At 72.0% G+C, this 16,553-nt stretch carries 14 protein-coding genes and 1 riboswitch; of the genes, 6 read left to right on the plus strand and 8 right to left on the minus strand.

Annotated elements, in window-relative coordinates:
• Positions 1 to 540: 540 nt before the first annotated feature.
• The 8 genes from ACWD0J_RS39105 to ACWD0J_RS39140 all read right to left on the minus strand — a co-directional run bounded on the left by ACWD0J_RS39105 (position 541) and on the right by ACWD0J_RS39140 (position 11,068).
• Positions 541 to 1,116 (minus strand): phosphatase PAP2 family protein, encoded by a 576-nt coding sequence (locus ACWD0J_RS39105; protein WP_451500629.1) that lies wholly within the window; start codon positions 1,114 to 1,116, stop codon positions 541 to 543.
• Positions 1,109 to 2,494, minus strand: coding sequence for a diacylglycerol/lipid kinase family protein (locus ACWD0J_RS39110; protein WP_451500630.1), 1,386 nt, complete (start codon positions 2,492 to 2,494; stop codon positions 1,109 to 1,111). The genes ACWD0J_RS39105 and ACWD0J_RS39110 overlap by 8 nt, the downstream gene beginning before the upstream one ends.
• Positions 2,495 to 2,890: 396 nt before the next feature.
• A complete protein-coding gene (locus ACWD0J_RS39115; protein ID WP_451500631.1) occupies positions 2,891 to 3,487 on the minus strand; it encodes a TetR/AcrR family transcriptional regulator in 597 nt (198 codons plus the stop codon).
• Positions 3,488 to 3,539: 52 nt separating this feature from the next.
• Positions 3,540 to 5,597 (minus strand): galactose-binding domain-containing protein, encoded by a 2,058-nt coding sequence (locus tag ACWD0J_RS39120; RefSeq protein ID WP_451500632.1) that lies wholly within the window; start codon positions 5,595 to 5,597, stop codon positions 3,540 to 3,542.
• A 305-nt stretch (positions 5,598 to 5,902) separates the two neighbouring features.
• Positions 5,903 to 6,562, minus strand: coding sequence for a YceI family protein (locus ACWD0J_RS39125; protein ID WP_451500633.1), 660 nt, complete (start codon positions 6,560 to 6,562; stop codon positions 5,903 to 5,905).
• Positions 6,563 to 6,777: 215 nt separating this feature from the next.
• A complete protein-coding gene (locus ACWD0J_RS39130) occupies positions 6,778 to 8,370 on the minus strand; it encodes a sodium/solute symporter (protein WP_451500634.1) in 1,593 nt (530 codons plus the stop codon).
• Positions 8,364 to 8,723, minus strand: coding sequence for a DUF485 domain-containing protein (locus tag ACWD0J_RS39135; RefSeq protein WP_451500635.1), 360 nt, complete (start codon positions 8,721 to 8,723; stop codon positions 8,364 to 8,366). The genes ACWD0J_RS39130 and ACWD0J_RS39135 overlap by 7 nt, the downstream gene beginning before the upstream one ends.
• An 842-nt stretch (positions 8,724 to 9,565) precedes the next feature.
• Positions 9,566 to 11,068 (minus strand): MFS transporter, encoded by a 1,503-nt coding sequence (locus ACWD0J_RS39140; protein WP_451500636.1) that lies wholly within the window; start codon positions 11,066 to 11,068, stop codon positions 9,566 to 9,568.
• 214 nt (positions 11,069 to 11,282) lie between these two features.
• A riboswitch (cobalamin riboswitch) is annotated at positions 11,283 to 11,365 on the plus strand.
• A gap of 195 nt (positions 11,366 to 11,560) precedes the next feature.
• Here ACWD0J_RS39140 and ACWD0J_RS39145 point away from each other — a divergent pair.
• The 6 genes from ACWD0J_RS39145 to ACWD0J_RS39170 all read left to right on the plus strand — a co-directional run.
• On the plus strand, positions 11,561 to 12,589 hold the full coding sequence (locus ACWD0J_RS39145) for a FecCD family ABC transporter permease (RefSeq protein WP_451500642.1): 1,029 nt from the start codon (positions 11,561 to 11,563) through the stop codon (positions 12,587 to 12,589).
• Between the two features lie 2 nt (positions 12,590 to 12,591).
• Positions 12,592 to 13,362, plus strand: a complete 771-nt coding sequence (locus ACWD0J_RS39150; protein WP_451500637.1) for an ABC transporter ATP-binding protein — start codon at positions 12,592 to 12,594, stop codon at positions 13,360 to 13,362.
• Positions 13,363 to 13,373: 11 nt separating this feature from the next.
• Positions 13,374 to 14,375, plus strand: coding sequence for an ABC transporter substrate-binding protein (locus ACWD0J_RS39155; protein ID WP_451500638.1), 1,002 nt, complete (start codon positions 13,374 to 13,376; stop codon positions 14,373 to 14,375).
• 486 nt (positions 14,376 to 14,861) lie between these two features.
• On the plus strand, positions 14,862 to 15,710 hold the full coding sequence (locus ACWD0J_RS39160; protein ID WP_451500639.1) for a serine/threonine protein kinase: 849 nt from the start codon (positions 14,862 to 14,864) through the stop codon (positions 15,708 to 15,710).
• A 176-nt stretch (positions 15,711 to 15,886) separates the two neighbouring features.
• Positions 15,887 to 16,057, plus strand: a complete 171-nt coding sequence (locus tag ACWD0J_RS39165; RefSeq protein WP_451500640.1) for a hypothetical protein — start codon at positions 15,887 to 15,889, stop codon at positions 16,055 to 16,057.
• Between the two features lie 138 nt (positions 16,058 to 16,195).
• On the plus strand, positions 16,196 to 16,553 hold a 358-nt coding region (locus ACWD0J_RS39170; RefSeq protein ID WP_451500641.1), incomplete at its 3' end, for a carboxymuconolactone decarboxylase family protein.

Here is a 16,553-nt window from a genome sequence, read left to right on the forward strand (position 1 = left end):
CGAAGGCAGGCGCGGTCACAGGACGTCCTCCGGGGTCACGGGGTCGGGATCGGGAACCGTCGCCTCACCGGGCGGTCCGCCGTGCGTCCACGGGGGGCCCGGGCCGGCCGCCGTCGCCTCACCGTGCCCACGGCCTGCGCTCACGAGCCGCGCGCCTTCGACGAGGCCGCCGCGCCACCCGCGTCGGCCGGCTGTTACCGGGCCCTGTTCACCAGGCAGGCGTGTCCGTCCCGCCCCGGACTCGGCCACCGTACGGAAGAAGCAGCGCGGCCAGGACGGATCCCGCGAGGACCGGTGTCACCAGTGCCACGACCGCGCCGGGCAGGTCCCGCCTCCAGGTGAGGACCGGGAGGACGACCGCCAGGGCCGGCACCACGGACGTCCACCGTGTCGTGACGACCGAACCCCTGCGCACCCGGGACCTGACCGGGCGGACCACCGGGATCCGGAATCCCGGATCCGGAATCCCGACGCGCCCGTCCCGCCGCCCGGCATCCCGCCGCCCGGCATCCCGCCGACCGCCCCGGCACGCGACCTCGCTCAGCCCTGCCAGCGGGCGGCGGCGAGGACCGCGGCCGCCGCGCCGGTGCCCAGGACCGCGCCGGCGACGACGTCGCCCGGGTAGTGCACGCCGGTGTGGATCCGTGAGTAGCCCACCGCGCAGGCCAGCAGGCCGAGCGGGACCGTGGCGGCGGGGAACGCGGGTCCGACCGCCGCGGCGAAGGCGACGGCCGAGGCCGTGTGGCCGGAGGGGAAGGAAGCCGACGCGGGCATCGGCACGTGCCGCACCGGGAACGGCGAGTCCTCGGCCCGATGCGGCCGCGGCCGGCGGACGAGCCGCTTGCCGAGGAGGTTGGCGGTCGACGAGGCGACACCGACCGCCGCGAGCCCGAGCACGGCGGCACGGCGCGGCCGGCCGGGGCACAGGGCGAGAAGGCCGGCGGCGGCGAACGAGATCTTGGAGTGGTCCGCCGCCGCGGACAGCTGCCGCAGGGCGGCGTCCAGGGCGGGCGTTCTGGTGACCGTGACGGCCTCGTAGAGGGCCTGGTCGAGGGCGGCGAGGTCACGCATCAGACCCCGGCGTGCCCGGGGTTCCCGCAGCGGACGGTCAGGCATCGCTGTGCTCCTGGTTCTTCCGTGATGAGAGTGGGTCCCGGCCGAGCGCGAGGCGGACGACCCGCCGCCAGTCGACGGACGGGGCGGCGTACGGGGCGCCGGGGCGCTGTCGGGGCACCCGCACCCGCAGGACGCCCGGCCGTACCGTGCACACGACGGGCGGGGGCAGGGTGAGCGCTTCACCGTCGACGGCGACCGGGACCAGCGCGTCGTCGGCCTCGACGACCACGCGACGCGACGTCAGGGCCGTGATGCTGCCGGCCCGTTCACCGCGCAGCGCCAGTTCGGCGGCCTGCGCCGCGCTGTCCACCCGGACCGCGATCACCCCGAGCGTGCCCCCGTCGAGCCGTGGCCGCCGCCCGCCGCCCAGGGGGTCGGCCCGGACGTAGGGGTTGTTGCTCACCAGCAGCGTCTGCGGGTCGTGCAGGCGCTCGTCGTCCGTCCGCACCTCCAGGGAGGTGCCGGCGTCGCCGACCAGCAGGTCCGGCAGCTGGTCCAGCGCGGTGGCCGCCTTGGCGTCGCGGTAGTCGGGGCTCTGCACTATCTCCGCGTACGTCCCGAACGAGACCGTGTTGACGAACGGCCGCCCGGCCACGTCGCCGAGATCGACGCGGAGTTCCACGCCGTCCGACAGGGCGTCCAGGCCGCTCGCCGGGTCGTCCCGGTCCAGGCCCAGGTCCATGGCGAAGTGATTGCGGGTCCCGGCGGCCACGACGACGAACGGCAGGCCGTGCTCGGCGGCCACCCCCGCCACCAGGGCCTGGGTGCCGTCGCCGCTCGCCACGCCGAGCAGATCCGCGCCCTCGGCCACGGCCCGCCGGGCCAGGGCCACCGGGTCCGTGCCGGCGTCGAGGTCGAGCAGCAGCACCCGGGCGCCGAGTGCCTCGGCCCGCTCCACCAGCCCGAACTGGCCGACCTTCCCGTTCCCGGACCGCGGGTTCATGATCAGTACGGGTTGGCGGGGTGGCCGGACCGGGCGGGAGCGCATGCCGTGCGGCTTGCGCAGCCGGCGCAGCGCGCTGCGGGCGCAGGCCAGCGCCGCCGTCCACAGCGCGAGCGCGGCCACCGCCATCACCCACAGGTCCGACACGGCGTACAGCACCAGGACGCCGACCGGCGCGGCCACCGCCAGCAGGGCGCCGAGCAGGCGCGCCACGCCCCGGTGTGCCAGGGCCCACCAGATGCCCGCGCCGGCCAGGGCGAGTCCGGCCAGGCCCAGCAGCAGGACCGGCCACCGGCCGGATCCGGCGCCGGCCACGACTGCCGCGACGGCGCCGGCGACGCACAGCAGCGCGAGCCGGGCCAGCGTCCGCGCCGACAGGACACGTCTGCCGGAGCCGTCCGGCTTCGCCTCGCTTGCCGTTCGGGTCGTGTTCATGATGCGTCGGGCGGTCCCTGGGATCCCCGTGCTCCGCGTGCGCGGCGCCCTGGGTCTCCCCGTGTGCTTCGGGGCCTGCCCTGCCTCCCCCTCCGTGGTCGGTGCGGTCCGCCGGCCCGGCACCCGGCATCGGTGGCACCGCTGCGGCCCGGGCGGGCGGACCGGCGCTCTGGGCACCGGCGAGCCAACGATCTCACGCGGTGGCGCGGTGCCTGGTGCGAAGGTGCTTTCGTGAGGGGTCGACGGCTGCCCGAAGGAGGGGGCGCCTTCGCCAGGACCTCCCGTGGGAGCGTTCCGGCAACGACCACCGGATCGTCTCCGGCCTGCTCGACGCCCGCCTCGCCGCCCTGCCGCCGCGCCGGCGGCCGGGCCGGGGAGGGGGGTGGCAGAGGCCGGCTATGCGGAGTTCACCAGGCCGGTGATGTGGGCGGTGACCGTGTCGAGGATGTCGGTCCAGGCCGCGGCGTCGCCGAGCACCAGGTAGTTGAGGGTCAGTCCGTCGGTCATGGCGGCCAGGTAGCGGGCCAGGACGGCGACGGGGACGCCGAGCTGGAAGTCCGTGGTCCGGGCGAGCTCGCCGATGAGGTCGGCGTACGCGTCGCCGTACAGCTCGTACTGGCGTCGTGCCAGATGCTCGAACCCCGGCTGGCGCAGGGCGTACTGGGTCAGTTCGTAGGTGAGCATGTGCTCGTCGGGGTGGGCGCGGACATGGTCCCAGTACGCCTGGAAGCCGGCCCGGACGGTCTCCTCCAGGGTGGCCCGGGGGCGGATGGCCTCCTTCACCACGGTCACGGAGTGGTCGGTGAGGGCCGTGATGACGGACTCGATCAGGGCCTGCTTGGAGTCGAAGCAGTAGTGGAAGACGCTCAGGGACACGCCCGCCTCGGCGGCGATGGACCGGGTCGTCGTCTTCGCGACACCGTCCCGGCTCATCGCCCTGATCGCCGCCTCCGTCAGCTGCCGGCGCCGATCGGCCGACGCCATCCGCGCCATGTGCGTGTCCCCCGTACTCGTCTCCCCCGTACTCGTCCCGGCCTGCCCGGCGTCAGCTGCTGTGGACGCCCACCTCGCGCAGCGAGTATCCCCAGTCGGTGCCGCGGTCCAGGCCGAGGACGCGGACGTAGCGGGCCGGTGTCCCGGCGAAGCGGGCCGTGTCCAAGCCGCCGTCGCCGGCGGCGGTGGACCAGGCCGTCCGCCAGCTCACACCGTCAGTGGACAGCTCGACGCGGTACGAACTGCCGTACGCGCGCTCCCAGTCGAGTGTGACGCGGCCGACCCGGTGGCTGGCGCCCAGGTCGATCCGCAGCCACTGGTCGTCGCTCCAGTCGCTCGCCCAGCGGGTGCCCGTGTCACCGTCCACGGCCCGGCCCGGCGCGTAGCTCGTGAACGGGTTGGACTCCGCCGAACTCGCCGTGGCCGGCGCGCCCTTGGCCAGGTCGACGCCGGCCTGGTGCCGCTCCGTCCCGCCCCAGGTGCCCAGGTAGGACTCCGCCCCGCGGAAGAGGTCGTCCACCACGCCCTGGCCTCCCACGAGCCGGATGTCCTCGATCCAGTCCGGGACCAGGCCGTAGTGCGCGGCCCCGTCGGTGTTCAGGTCCCAGGTGCGCTCGCCGGTGGTCTGGCGGTCGATGACGGAGCCGCCGTCGACGCTGCGGTAGGGGTACGTCACCGGGTTCGCGGTGTCCGCGCCACGCGGGGCCGGCCAGCCGCCGACGCCGTTCATGTCGGTGCCGTAGCCGTAGCCGACGCCGTACTTGTCGCGCAGGGCGTCCGTGCGCCTCGCCTCCGCGCTGAACTCCTGGGAGCCGTGCATGTACTGGGCGACGAAGCCGCCGAGGGCGTAGACCCGCTCGGTCCAGTCGATGTCCATCCAGCTGTGCGAGGACAGCACGCCCGGATACGACTGGGCCTCGAAGATGTCGAGCACCCGGCCGGTGGCCTTGACGCTCATGTGGTCGATCTCCAGCATCATCTTGCGTTTCATCATGCCGCGCACCGCGTACTCGCCGAGGTCGGTCAGCCCGCGGACGTTGCACTGGGCGTCGGCCTGGTAGTCGGGGACCTCGACGCCGTCCGGGAGTTCCTTCTCGGCCCCGGGTGCGGCGGCGCCCCCGATGGGGTTGTCCTTCTGCGGGCCGGTGCACTTCTCCGTCTTCCAGAAGGTGCCGGTCGACAGGAACTGGCCCACGTTGATGGCCGTTCCGAGGCCGTGTTCGTCGAAGCGGACCCCGCACAGCGCGTTGTCGAACTTGTGGCAGAGGAACATGCTGCGCACGCCCAGCCCGTACAGCTCGTCGAGCCCGGCGTCGATGTCGGCCCTGCTGCACTGGGCGATGTCCAGGATCTGCTTGCAGCCGAACGGCTCGGAGGTCTCCACCCCGAGGACGACCGCCAGCTTGCCCTGTTCGATGACCTTGCGGGCCTGCGCGCTGTCGAGGACGATCCGGAACCAGCCCTTGCCGGGGCCGCCGTACATCGTGTCGATGTAGGCCTGGAGGTCGTACGTCAGCTTCGCCTGGAGGCGGATCGACGTCATCTCGTCGCAGCCGCGGTCCTTGAAGAAGTACACGGAGCAGATCACGCCGTTGGTGACGAGGTCGTTGACGAGGACGCGCTGGCCGCCGCGCCAGGCGCGCTCCACCCACGCGTAGTAGTTCTGCTGGTGGGTGAGCGAGTCGTGGGCGGGCCAGTCCTTGAAGGTGGGCCAGCCGACCGGGTCGTGCCGGCCGTCGCCGCCGTTGGTGATGTAGTCGAAGATCGCGAGCGATCCGTCGGGGTAGTGCTCGGGGCAGTCCTTGAGCGCGTCGGCGATACCGGCAGGGGAGAACGTCCTGCCGCAGATCAGCCGCCCGCCGAACGCCTCGTTGGCGAACAGGTGGTTGTGCGCGTCGACGAACCCGCGTACGTCGCCCTGGGCGTCGGTGCCGGTGAACGGCTCGCCGGTGACGTTGATCTGCGAGTCCGGCGCGGGCCGGGCGGTGGGGACCCACCAGTCGGTGCCGGCCGCCGAACTCGGCGTGGGGCCGAGGGTCATGGCCAGCACGAGGAGGAGCAGCGACACCACGGTGACGTCTTTGCGTCTGCGGCACGGGCGTTCGGTCATGGTCACTGCCCACGTCCCTCGGTCGGGGGGATCGCGCGGTCGACAGGGCGTTTCGACCGCCCGTGGGGGTTGTCATGACCGGCGCAAGATATGTGGACGAGGATCGCGACTGGCGCACTCCCAGTCAAGGGTCCGGGACGGTTGACCTGATGACCCCCGGACACCTCCGAGCACCGGGACGGCATCCGCGCCCGGCGCGGGCCGTGGGGACGCCCGCGTCTGTCGGGCGCCGGGCGCCTGGTTCCGCCCTCGCCCTCCGAGGCGACCCGGCGCCGCTCCGGAACTCCCGCGTACCGCCTGCCCGGTCAGCCGGCGGGGAGGGTGCGGATGGCGGCGATGTCGAACTGGAGACGCACCTTCTCGCTCACCATGGCGCCGCCTTCGGCCAGTTTGGAGTTGTACGTCAGACCCCATTCGGAGCGGTTGATCGTGGTGGTTCCGTCGAAGCCGACCCGCTCGTAGCCGAAGGGGTCGGTGACGTGTCCGATGTAGGTGAGTTCCAGCACGACGGGCCGGGTGATCTCCTTGATCGTGAGATCGCCGGTCATGCGGTAGACGTCGGCCTCCGCGACGTCCACGCCGGTGCTGGTGAAGCGCATCCGCGGATACGATCTCGCGTCCAGGAAGTCGCGGCCCACCAGATGGGCGTCGCGCTGTTCCACACCGGTGTCGACGCTCGCGGTGTTCAGGATGATCTCCGCCTGCGAGCGGGACGGGTCACGGCCGTCGAAGTAGAGACGGCTCTGGTATTCCGTGAAGGCTCCGCGCACCGTGGTCACCATGGCGTGCCGCACGGAGAAGCCGATCCTGCTGTGTGCCGGGTCGATGACCCATTCTCCGGTCAGAGCCGCCAGATGGGGATTCGGGAGGACGGCGGCGGGGGCGGCCGGTGAGCGGGTGGGGGTCTGGGGAGCGACGGCGGGCTCCTGGCGACGGAACGCGGTGCCACGGCTGAACAGATTCATGATTCACCTAACTACTGCACGAGAGATCCTGCCGCAAGCCTTCGCCGGATCGCGCGGCTTTTCGGACTCACGCCGCACACCCCGCACACTTTCTCGGCATGAGTGGCGAACGAAAACTCCACACATTCGCCACCTGATTCCAAGGAAGCGCGGGAATCACCAGAAGTCGGCCCAGTTGCCCATCGGACTTCTCGGGCCATACCTGCCGAAGACCTCTATTCGGCGCCGACGAGGGTACGGACCTCGAAGTCCTCGTAGACGTCCGGTGCTTCGGGCCGGCTCAGCACCGAGCCGAGCCAGCCGAGGAGGAAACCGGCCGGGATGGAGACGAGGCCGGGGTTCTGCAGCGGGAACCACGCGAAGTCGGCGGACGGGTAGAACGAGGACGCGGTGGAGGACACGACCGGGGAGAAGACGACGAGCAGCACCGAGCACAGCAGGCCGCCGCAGAGGCTGAGCAGGGCGCCCTGCGCGGTGAAGCGCCGCCAGAACAGGGTGTAGACGAGCGTCGGAAGGATCGCGGACGCCGCCATGGCGAAGGCGAGGAAGGCCAGCGTGGCCGTGTTGGCGCCCCAGGAGACCAGCGCGAGCAGCATGCCGAGGACGCCGATGACGACCGCCGCGAGCCGGGCGACGGCCAGTTCCTCGGTCTGCTTCGCCCGGCCCTTGCGGATCACCTCGCCGTAGAGGTCGTGGGCGAGGGAGGAGGCCGCGGCCAGGGTGAGGCCCGCCGCGACCGCGAGGAGCGTGACGAAGGCCAGGCAGGACAGCAGAGCGGTGAGGACACCGCCGCCCAGGGCGTGCGCCAGCAGCAGGACGGCCGCGTCGCCCTTGCGGTCGGTCTCGGCGATGGTGTCGCTGCCCACGATGGCGGCGGCGCCCAGACCGAGGATGCCGGCGGCCAGGCAGACCAGGCTGACCAGACCCATCGCCCACACCACCGAGGAGCGCAGGACACCGCCCGACTTCGGGGCGAGCAGCCGCATCATCACGTGCGGGAGCGCGGCCAGGCCGAGCACGATGGCCAACTGCAGGCTGAAGAAGTCCAGTTTGCTGGTGGTGCTGGCGCCGTAGCGCAGCCCGGGCTCCAGGAACCGTGTGCCCTTCCCGCTGTTGTCCGCGGCGGCGGCGAGCAGGGCGTCGACGTTCCAGTCGAAGCGGTGCAGCACCATCACGGCGGTCACGGTGACCCCCGAGATCAGCATCACGGCCTTGATGATCTGGATGAACGTGGCCCCGGGCATTCCGCCGATGGCGGCGTACACGATGACGATGGTGCCGATGACGACGACGCACAGGGTGCGGGTGGCGGCGCTCGGCTCACCGGTGAACTGGGTCAGCAGGGCGACGCTGCCGACGAGTTGGGCGACCAGGTACAGGACGGTGATGGCCAGCGTGCACAGGGCCAGGGCCAGCCGTACCGGCCGCTGTCCGCGCGGCAGGCGCAGCGCCAGCGTGTCGCCCAGGGTGAACCGGCCCGCGTTGCGCAGGGGTTCGGCGATCAGCAGCAGGACCATCATCCAGGCGACGGCGGTGCCGCACAGGTACAGCAGTCCGTCGTAGCCGGTCAGGGCGACCAGGCCGGTACTGCCCAGCAGGGTCGCGGCCGACAGGTAGTCCCCGCACATCGCCAGCCCGTTGCGCAGCGGGCTCATGGTGCGGTCGCCGAGGTAGAACTCGCTGATCTCGTCGCGCTGCGGCGCGGTCAGCAAGGCGGTGAACAGCGTGACCACGACCACGGACAGGAAGAGCACGAGCGTCAGTTGCAGGCTGAAGCGGTCCACGACCGCGGCGCCGGTCGTCACCACGGGCGGTACTCCCCCGCGCCGGGGGCCACGGGCCGCTCGGCCGCCGCTCGGCCTCGCGCCACGGCCTCCTCGTGGTGGCGGGCGAGTCCGCGCAGACCGCGGGCCACCGGTGTGACGCGGGTGCGCATGTGCACCATGTAACGCCACACGATCACAGCCATCAGCACGAACTGCCCGAGCCCCAGGGCCAGTCCGAGCGTGAAATGGCCGCTCAGGGCACGGTTCATCAGGCCGGGTACGAAACTGGACAGCAGGACGTACAGGAGGAATCCGCCGACGGCGGCGGCCGTCGCCCGCACCCCGAAGCGGCGGTGGGCGCGGCGGAGGGCCCGATACGCGGGATCGTGGGACACCGATCGGGATTCCGGCCGCTCGGGGGGCGTCGCGGGAAAGGGCGGCGGTCCGCCGAACTGTGGGGAATGCCGTGACAAAACGCACCTTCTCTGCTGCTTCATGCCGCGCACCCGACTCTTTCCGAGCTGTCGTCCGTTCAGCTCGCGGGCGCGCGGAAGCACACCGAGTCATACTCCGTGCGGCTGTGTGGGGGACTCCTGAATCCGACATGCGCGTGATGCGAATTCCGGTGGGCTGAGGGCCTTGTTCGGCGACCGGCCCTTACGTCGGGGGGTGGCGACGCGGCCGGGAGGGGATTGTCGCAGCGCGCCCGTTGAACAATCAACCGGCAGAACGCATGGAATTCCGGAACTGACTCATTCACACGCTCCGGTATCCGTCCGCACTGTCGGACACCCTGCGGAAAGGGCACCGCCCGGGCGAGGTCCGCACCTTGCTCTCCGGCCAGGTTGTCTCGAATGCAGTGCACATCTTCGGTGCGCGGCGGAGCGGGGGTGAGGGCCTCGGTCCTGGGAAGCGGCGCCCGCACGCCGTTCACGACGAGACGCCGGACATACGTGAACCCCGCTCCGCGTGCTGCGGAACGGGGTTCACGATCGAGCGCCGGGCAGGCCTTGCACCTGCATCTCCCCGCAGGAAGCGGGACGTCTTTCCTTGGACCACCAACGCACCGTCGGACACCGGTAGTCCGGCGCCGCGATCTGGATCAATCATACCGCAGCCCGGACCGTGCTCCGGGTGTCACCGCTTCACAGCGATGACCGGTTCGAGGCGGGAGGGGCCCGCTGAGGCACGACGACCGCCGGGAGACGGTTCCGGCCCGGCCCGGCGCGGGGCCCGGTCAGCGGACTCCGGTGTGCCTGCGTTCGACGTGGTACAGGTCCGTGGACACGCTGATCAGTTCCCGGCGCTCCTCCCGCGAACCGGCCATGGGCTGCGATCCGCTGAGCGGCACCTGCGCGCTCTCCGGCAGGAACCTCACCGTCACCAGCCCGATGACGCCCGCCAGCATCAGGTAGTACGCGGGCACCATGTCGTCGCCGGTGACGCTGATCAGCGCCTCGGTCACCAGCGGGGTGGTGCCGCCGAAGGCGGCGACGGCGAAGTTGAAGCCGATGCCCATGGCCGCGTAGCGGACCGCGGTCGGGAACAGGGCGGGCAGGGTGGCGGCGCTCGGCGCGGCGAAACAGGCCAGCAGGGTGGAGAGGATCAGCACGCCGAGGATCGGTGCCCAGGTCCCGTCCGCCTTGATGAGGAGGAAGGACGGGACCGCGAGGACGATCATCGCGGCGGCCCCGACAGCGTAGAGGGGCCGTCGGCCGACCCGGTCGCTGAGCCGGCCGAGGAAGGTGATCAGCAGCACGATCCACACCATGCCGGTCAGCACCAGCGCGTCGGCGGAGCCGCTCGAACGGTGCAGCGTCTCCGTCTGGTAGGTCGGCAGGAAGCCGGTGACCATGTAGTTGGTCACGTTGTAGAGCAGCACCAGACCCGTGCAGACCAGCAGGGGCCGCCAGTGGTCCCTGACGACGGCCCGCAGCTCGCCGCCCGCCGACTGATCGGCGACGTTCTTCTCGTGTGCGTCCAACTGCTGCTGGAAGGCCGGGGATTCCTCCAGCTTCAGCCGCATGTACAGGCCGATCACACCGAGCGGCCCGGCGATCAGGAACGGGACGCGCCACCCCCACGAGAGCATCTCGGCGTCGGTCAGCAGCAGGTTCAGCACGGTCACCAGCGCGGAGCCGAGGGCGTAACCGGTGAAGGTCCCGAAGTCGAGCCAGCTGGAGAGGAATCCGCGGCGGCGGTCCGGGGAGTACTCGGCGACGAAGGTCGTGGCGCCACCGTATTCACCGCCGGTGGAGAAGCCCTGGACCATCCGGGCGAGCAGCAGGAGGACCGGCGCGGCGATGCCGATGGTGGCGTACCCGGGGATCAGTCCGATGGCGAAGGTGCCGGCCGCCATCATGATCATGGTGGCGGCGAGCACTTTCTTCCGGCCGATACGGTCGCCCAGCGGGCCGAAGACGAGGCCGCCGAGGGGGCGGACGACGAACGCCGCGGCGAAGGTCCCGAAGGACGCGATCACCTGCGCCGCCGGTGAGGCGCCCGGGAAGAACACCTTCCCGATGGTGGCGGCGAGGTAGCTGTAGACACCGAAGTCGAACCACTCCATGCAGTTGCCGAGCGAGGAGGCTCCCACCGCCCGCCGCAGCAGCGGTCGTTCGACGACCTGGACGTCCTCCTCGCGGAAGGCGCGTCCGTTCCGGCGGAGCCTTCGGGTCAGGTCCTCTCTGACCTGGCGGGGCAGGTTCGCGACGGACTCCTCGGCCCTCTGCTCGACCACACTGGCGCCTTTCTCCCGACCTTCGCGCGCCGTCCTGGTCACCGGCGCACGTCACAGCTGCTGCCCGGGTTTGCGCCTGCCACACAGCAAACTTCCCTTCCGCCGACCGGTGTCGGGAGCGGCGCGGCTCCGTCACGGACCGCCGGACCCCCGCGCGAAAGCCCTCGACGCCTCTCCCGCCACGTTGTTTGTTACGCTCCCCGAGCCTCCCGTGGGGGAAGCCGGTGAGAGTCCGGCGCTGACCCGCAGCGGTGTGCGTGAGGGACCTGGTGGTCCGTCCCGCGAGCCCGATTGCCCACGGTGAGGTCGCGACCCGTTTTCACTGCTCGCCGTGGACTGCGAGAGGGGACCGCGCGGCGTGCGCGCCGTCCGGGCTGCCTCCTTGACGTTCTCAGGCGGCCCCAGGCGAAGGACCGCCCGACCGTGCAGCGAAGCCCGTCCCCCGCCCCCGCCGTCGCCCCCGCCGTCGCCGCGCGCCGCGGCCGAAGACCGGTGTCCGTCCTGCCCCTTGTCCTCGGGCTGACGCTGTTCCTGCTCGTGTCGCTGGTGTGCGGCGTGGGCCTGGGCGCGGCGGGGATCGGCTGGGGCGACGTGCTCGGATTCCTGTGGGCCGGGGTGACCGGCGGGACGGTGCGCGGCGTCGACGTGGCCTCGTACACCATCGTCTGGGAGATCCGGCTGCCGCGGGTCGTGCTCGGCGCCGTCGTCGGGGCGGGGCTGGCGACCGTGGGTGTGGCGGTGCAGGCGATGGTCCGCAACGCGCTCGCCGATCCGTTCGTGCTGGGCATCTCCTCGGGTGCGGCGGTGGGCGCCAACGCGGTCATCCTGCTGGGCGCGTTCGCGGGGCTCGGGGTGTGGGCGCTGTCCGTGTCGGCGTTCGGGTCGGCGCTCGCGGCCATGGCGCTGGTGTACGCGATGGCCCGGTCGCCGCAGGGGCTCACTCCGCTGCGGCTGATCCTGACCGGGACGGCGCTGGCGTACGGCTTCGAGGCCCTCACCACCGTGATGGTGTTCGGGGCGGCCCGCGGCGAGGCGGCCCGCTCGGCGATGATGTGGCTGCTGGGCAGCCTGGGCGGCGCGACCTGGGTCCAGGTGCCGCTCGCCGCGGTGACCGTGACGGCCGGGTGGGGGTGGCTGCGGGTGCGGGCGGAGGCGCTCAACGCACTGGCGATGGGCGACGAGACGTCCGCCGCGCTGGGTGTCCCGCCGGGGCGGCTGCGCCGGGAGCTGTTCCTCGTCACCGCGGCCGTGACCGGGACCGTGGTCGCGGTCAGCGGCGCCATCGGGTTCGTCGGGCTGATGGTGCCGCACGTGGTGCGGATGCTGGTCGGCGCCGACCACCGGCGGGTGCTCGCGGTGGCTCCGCTCGCCGGGGCGGTGCTGCTGGTGTGGGCGGACGTGCTCTCCCGGCTCCTGCTGGCGCCCGCGGAGTTGCCCGTCGGAGTGATCACCGCGGTGGTCGGGGTGCCCGCCTTCCTGCTGCTGATGCGGCGCGGCAGCTACGCGTTCGGAGGTCGGTGACCATGAGGCTCGATCTCGCGGGCGTGACGGTCGACATCGCCGGGAGCCGGCTCGTCGACGACGTCCGGCTCACCGTGGACAGCGGGGCGTTCGTCGGCCTCGTCGGCCCGAACGGCAGCGGCAAGTCGACCCTGCTGCGCTGTGTGTACCGGGCGCTGCGGCCGGACGCGGGGGCGGTGCGGCTGGACGGCGACGACGTGCGCGCCCTGCCTGCCCGGGAGGCGGCCCGGATGCTGGCCGCGCTGCCGCAGGAGTCGTCGTCCGAGTTCGACTTCACCGTCGCCGAGGTGGTCGCCATGGGCCGGCTGCCGCACCGGGACCGTACGGCCGCCGACGACCGGCGGGTGTGCGCGGACGCCATGGACCGCACCGGTGTCGGTCATCTCGCCGGGCGGGGGTTCCTGGCCTTGTCCGGCGGGGAGCGGCAGCGGGTGCTCATCGCCCGGGCGCTCGCCCAGCGGCCGAAGGTGCTCGTGCTCGACGAACCCACCAACCACCTCGATGTCGCGCACCAGTTGGACGTGCTGTCCCTGGTCCGGGCGAGCGGACTGACGGTGCTCGCGGCGCTGCACGACCTGAACCTGGCCGCCGCGCACTGCGACGTGCTGTACGTGCTGTCCGGCGGCCGGATCGTCGCCTCCGGCCCGCCGCACGACGTGCTCCGGCCGGACCTGCTCGCCGAGGTGTTCGGGGTGCGCGCGCATCCCGTACGGCACCCGCAGACCGGTGCCGTCCAGCTCCTGTTCGACCGGCTCCCGACCACCGCCCCGTAAAGGACTCGATCATGCGCAAGCTGCTCGCCGCCGCCCTCTGTCTCGTCGCGACCGTCACCGCCTCCGGGTGCGGAGCGGAGGTCGAGTCGTCGTCGAAGGACGCGAAGTCCGCCGCGGTCACGCTCACCAACTGCGGCCGGAAGGTCACCTACGACAAGGTTCCCGAGCGCGTGGTCACCAATGACGTCGGGATCACCGAGCTGATGTTCGCGCTCGGCCTGGAGGACCGCATGGCCGGGTTCGCGATGCCCGACGACAAGGGCGACCTGAGCGGGGTGCCCTGGAAGGACGGCTACGACAAGGTGCCGTGGCTGTCGAAGGACCAGCTGACCAAGGAGGTGGTGCTCGACGCGCGCGCCGATCTCGTGTTCGCCGGCTGGAACTACGGCTTCCGCGACGACAGCGGTTTCACGCCGGACGCGCTGGAGAAGCTCGGCATCCCGTCGTACGTCCTGACCGAGTCCTGCCGCAACGGCCGGACGGAGAGCTCGCGCGGGATCATGCCGCCCCTTCAGGCGCTGTACGCCGACCTCACCAACCTGGGGAAGCTGTTCGGTGTCGAGAGGCGCGCGGCCGCGCTGATCGCCGACTCCAGGAAGCGGATCGCCGACGTCCGGGCGAAGGCGCCGCAGGGCGCGGCACGGCCGAAGGTCTTCCTGTACGACAGCGGCCAGGACCAGCCCTTCACCTCGGGCCGCTACGCCGCCCCCGAGCAGATCATCACCGAGGCCGGCGGAACCAACGTCATGGGCGACGTGGCGGACTCCTGGACGACCGTCGGCTGGGAGAGCGTCGTGCGCCGGGATCCGGACGTCATCGTGATCTGCGACTACGGGAACGTGAGTGCCGAGCAGAAGCGGGAGTTCCTGCTCTCCTACGCGCCGTTGCGGGGCGTCTCCGCGGTCCGGCACCGGCGGATCTTCGTCCTCGACTACGTCGACCTGGTCGAGAGTCCTCGCAACCCGTCGGCGATCGCCCGTCTCGGCGCGTATCTGCGGTCGGTGGCCGGGTAGTCGCGGAGCCGGCGGTCCCCCAGGACGTCCCGCACCGTGTTCCTGAATGATCAGACGGTATTCCCGCGGACGCGCTCACGCGGGTACGTCACGGCGGCACGGAGTTCCGGCGGGTCGGTATACCCGGAGATCCCGGAGGAGTCCCCTCGCGTATTCGGCCACTGTTCGGCCACCGAAACCGCCGCGGACGAGCGGGGGTTAGGCGCCGAGTCCGCGACGGGGCCGGGCGAATCCAGCGGGCCGCTTCCGATCGCCGCGAGAGCGACGGCGACGGCTGGTCCTCGCGGCACGCCCACGTGAGCGGATCCTCGCCGGTGGGACGGGGTTCCGTCGGTGCCGAAGCGTCCGGGTGTCCGGGGCCTGCCGGGGCGGGCGCGCGGCGGGGTGCAAGCGCGGGGAGAACGACCTGTTCCGGCGCTCCGGAATGAACGGCGAAGCCTCTAGAATTCCCGACGACCACGACGGGGAATACGGGGGAAGCGTCTTATGGACACCGTCATCGTGCAGTTGCCCGACGAAACGCCGGCCGCGCACAGAGGAATTCACCGGAAGCCGCGGCTTCTCCACATGGGGCCCGGTGAGACGAAGGACTTCGGCCGGGGAGCGCCCGGCCGCACACCGGCCATCGTCCTGACCGATCCGGGTGTGTCGCGTCACGCCGGACTCATCGAGGCCGCCGGTGACTTCTGGCGGTTGTCGAACTTCAGCGCCAACTCCACGTACGCGGTGGAGAACCTCGAAGGAGCCGGCGAGTACGTCAAGGTCGCGCCGGGCCGGCTCGGCGCGCCCATCCCGTTCGAGTTCTCCCGGGTGGTGCTGCCCGCTCTGGACGGCACCACGGCCTTCAAGGTCTTCGCGCCGCAGCACGCGTACGCGCAGGACGGCGCGGGCCCCGACCTCGGGGAGCGGACCATCAGTCCCTTCTCCCTCGACCCGACGTCGAAGTACTTCCTGGTGCTGGTCGCGCTGTGCGAGCCCCGGCTGCGCAGTTCCTCCGGCGCGGCCCTGCCCGGCCCCGGGGAGATCGTGGAGCGGCTGCGTCCCCTGGAGTCGTGCCGCGACCTGACCCGCTCGGCGGTGAACTACCACATCGACTATCTGACCTCCGCGAAGCTCCGGCTGCGGACCGTCCACGAGGACGACCTGACGGCGCACGGCCCGAAGGACGGCGGACGGGTGGGCGCCAAGCGGGAGGATCTGGTGACCCTGGCGCTGCGGTTCAACCTGGTGCACGAGGAGCATCTCGCGCTGCTGCCCCGGCGCATCGCCCCGCCGTCCCCGTCCGGCGCGTCGAAGGCGGCGGCACCGCCGGCTCCCGCACACGGGTGCCGCTGACCCGGCGCGCTCCCTGACATCTGCCAGGGACCCCGGAGCCCCACCCCTCCCTGTCGTGCCGCGTGCCGGCCGAGCGCCGGCGACACCGCGTCAAGGGCAACGAGTACGGCGGACTGCCCGCCTCCGCGACCTGCTGAACCGTGCGTACCGGCGCCATCCGTCTCAGGGGCCCCCACGTGGAGAACCCGCTGGGTCGTTCCGCACTCGCCCTGGCCGCCACCGCGCTCGCCGCCGGAACGAACAGCTGGTGGACCGCCGGCGTGGGGCTCGGCGGCAGCGACGTCGCACGGGTGAACGACCTGTACCGCCGGGGCGATGTGAAGATCGACGGAGTCCCGGACAGCTGACACCGGTCCGCCCGGGCCGGCACCCGGTGCCGTGCGGCGCGCTCGCTCGACGGACCCCGGCCCGCCTTCCCGGCGCGACCGGGGTCCTCGACGCGTGATAGGACGATCAGCGAGAGATCGTGATCGAGGAGTGCACACGTGACAGATACGGCAGCGGCGGCCACCGGCGTACGGGTCTTCGTCGACAAGCAGAGTCCCGAGGCGTACCGCGCCCTGAACGCCACGGCCGAGGCGGTGCGGGGCGTCGCCGCCGCGGCGGGGCTGGACCGCCTGCTCGTCGAGCTCGTGAACATCCGGGTGTCCCAGATCAACACCTGCGCGTACTGCCTCAGTCTGCACACCAGGGCCGCGCTGCGCGCCGGCGAGACCACCCAGCGCCTCGGTGTCCTTCCGGCCTGGCGGGACGGCGATGTCGTCCTGAGGCCGATAAAGATGCGCGACCAGCGGGCCTGGCGCGAGGTCAACCGGCGCAACCGGGACTGGCTGCGGCCCTGGG

Source organism: Streptomyces sp. NPDC003011, assembly GCF_053591515.1.

Bases quoted from the DNA above. Each gene is read 5' to 3' on its own strand.
- ACWD0J_RS39155 (WP_451500638.1), top strand. From the start codon at position 13,374: ATGCGCAAGCTGCTCGCCGCCGCCCTCTGTCTCGTCGCGACCGTCACC.
- ACWD0J_RS39120 (WP_451500632.1), bottom strand. From the start codon at position 5,597: ATGACCGAACGCCCGTGCCGCAGACGCAAAGACGTCACCGTGGTGTCG.
- ACWD0J_RS39125 (WP_451500633.1), bottom strand. From the start codon at position 6,562: ATGAATCTGTTCAGCCGTGGCACCGCGTTCCGTCGCCAGGAGCCCGCC.
- ACWD0J_RS39160 (WP_451500639.1), top strand. From the start codon at position 14,862: ATGGACACCGTCATCGTGCAGTTGCCCGACGAAACGCCGGCCGCGCAC.
- ACWD0J_RS39115 (WP_451500631.1), bottom strand. From the start codon at position 3,487: ATGGCGCGGATGGCGTCGGCCGATCGGCGCCGGCAGCTGACGGAGGCG.
- ACWD0J_RS39105 (WP_451500629.1), bottom strand. From the start codon at position 1,116: ATGCCTGACCGTCCGCTGCGGGAACCCCGGGCACGCCGGGGTCTGATG.
- ACWD0J_RS39150 (WP_451500637.1), top strand. From the start codon at position 12,592: ATGAGGCTCGATCTCGCGGGCGTGACGGTCGACATCGCCGGGAGCCGG.
- ACWD0J_RS39110 (WP_451500630.1), bottom strand. From the start codon at position 2,494: ATGAACACGACCCGAACGGCAAGCGAGGCGAAGCCGGACGGCTCCGGC.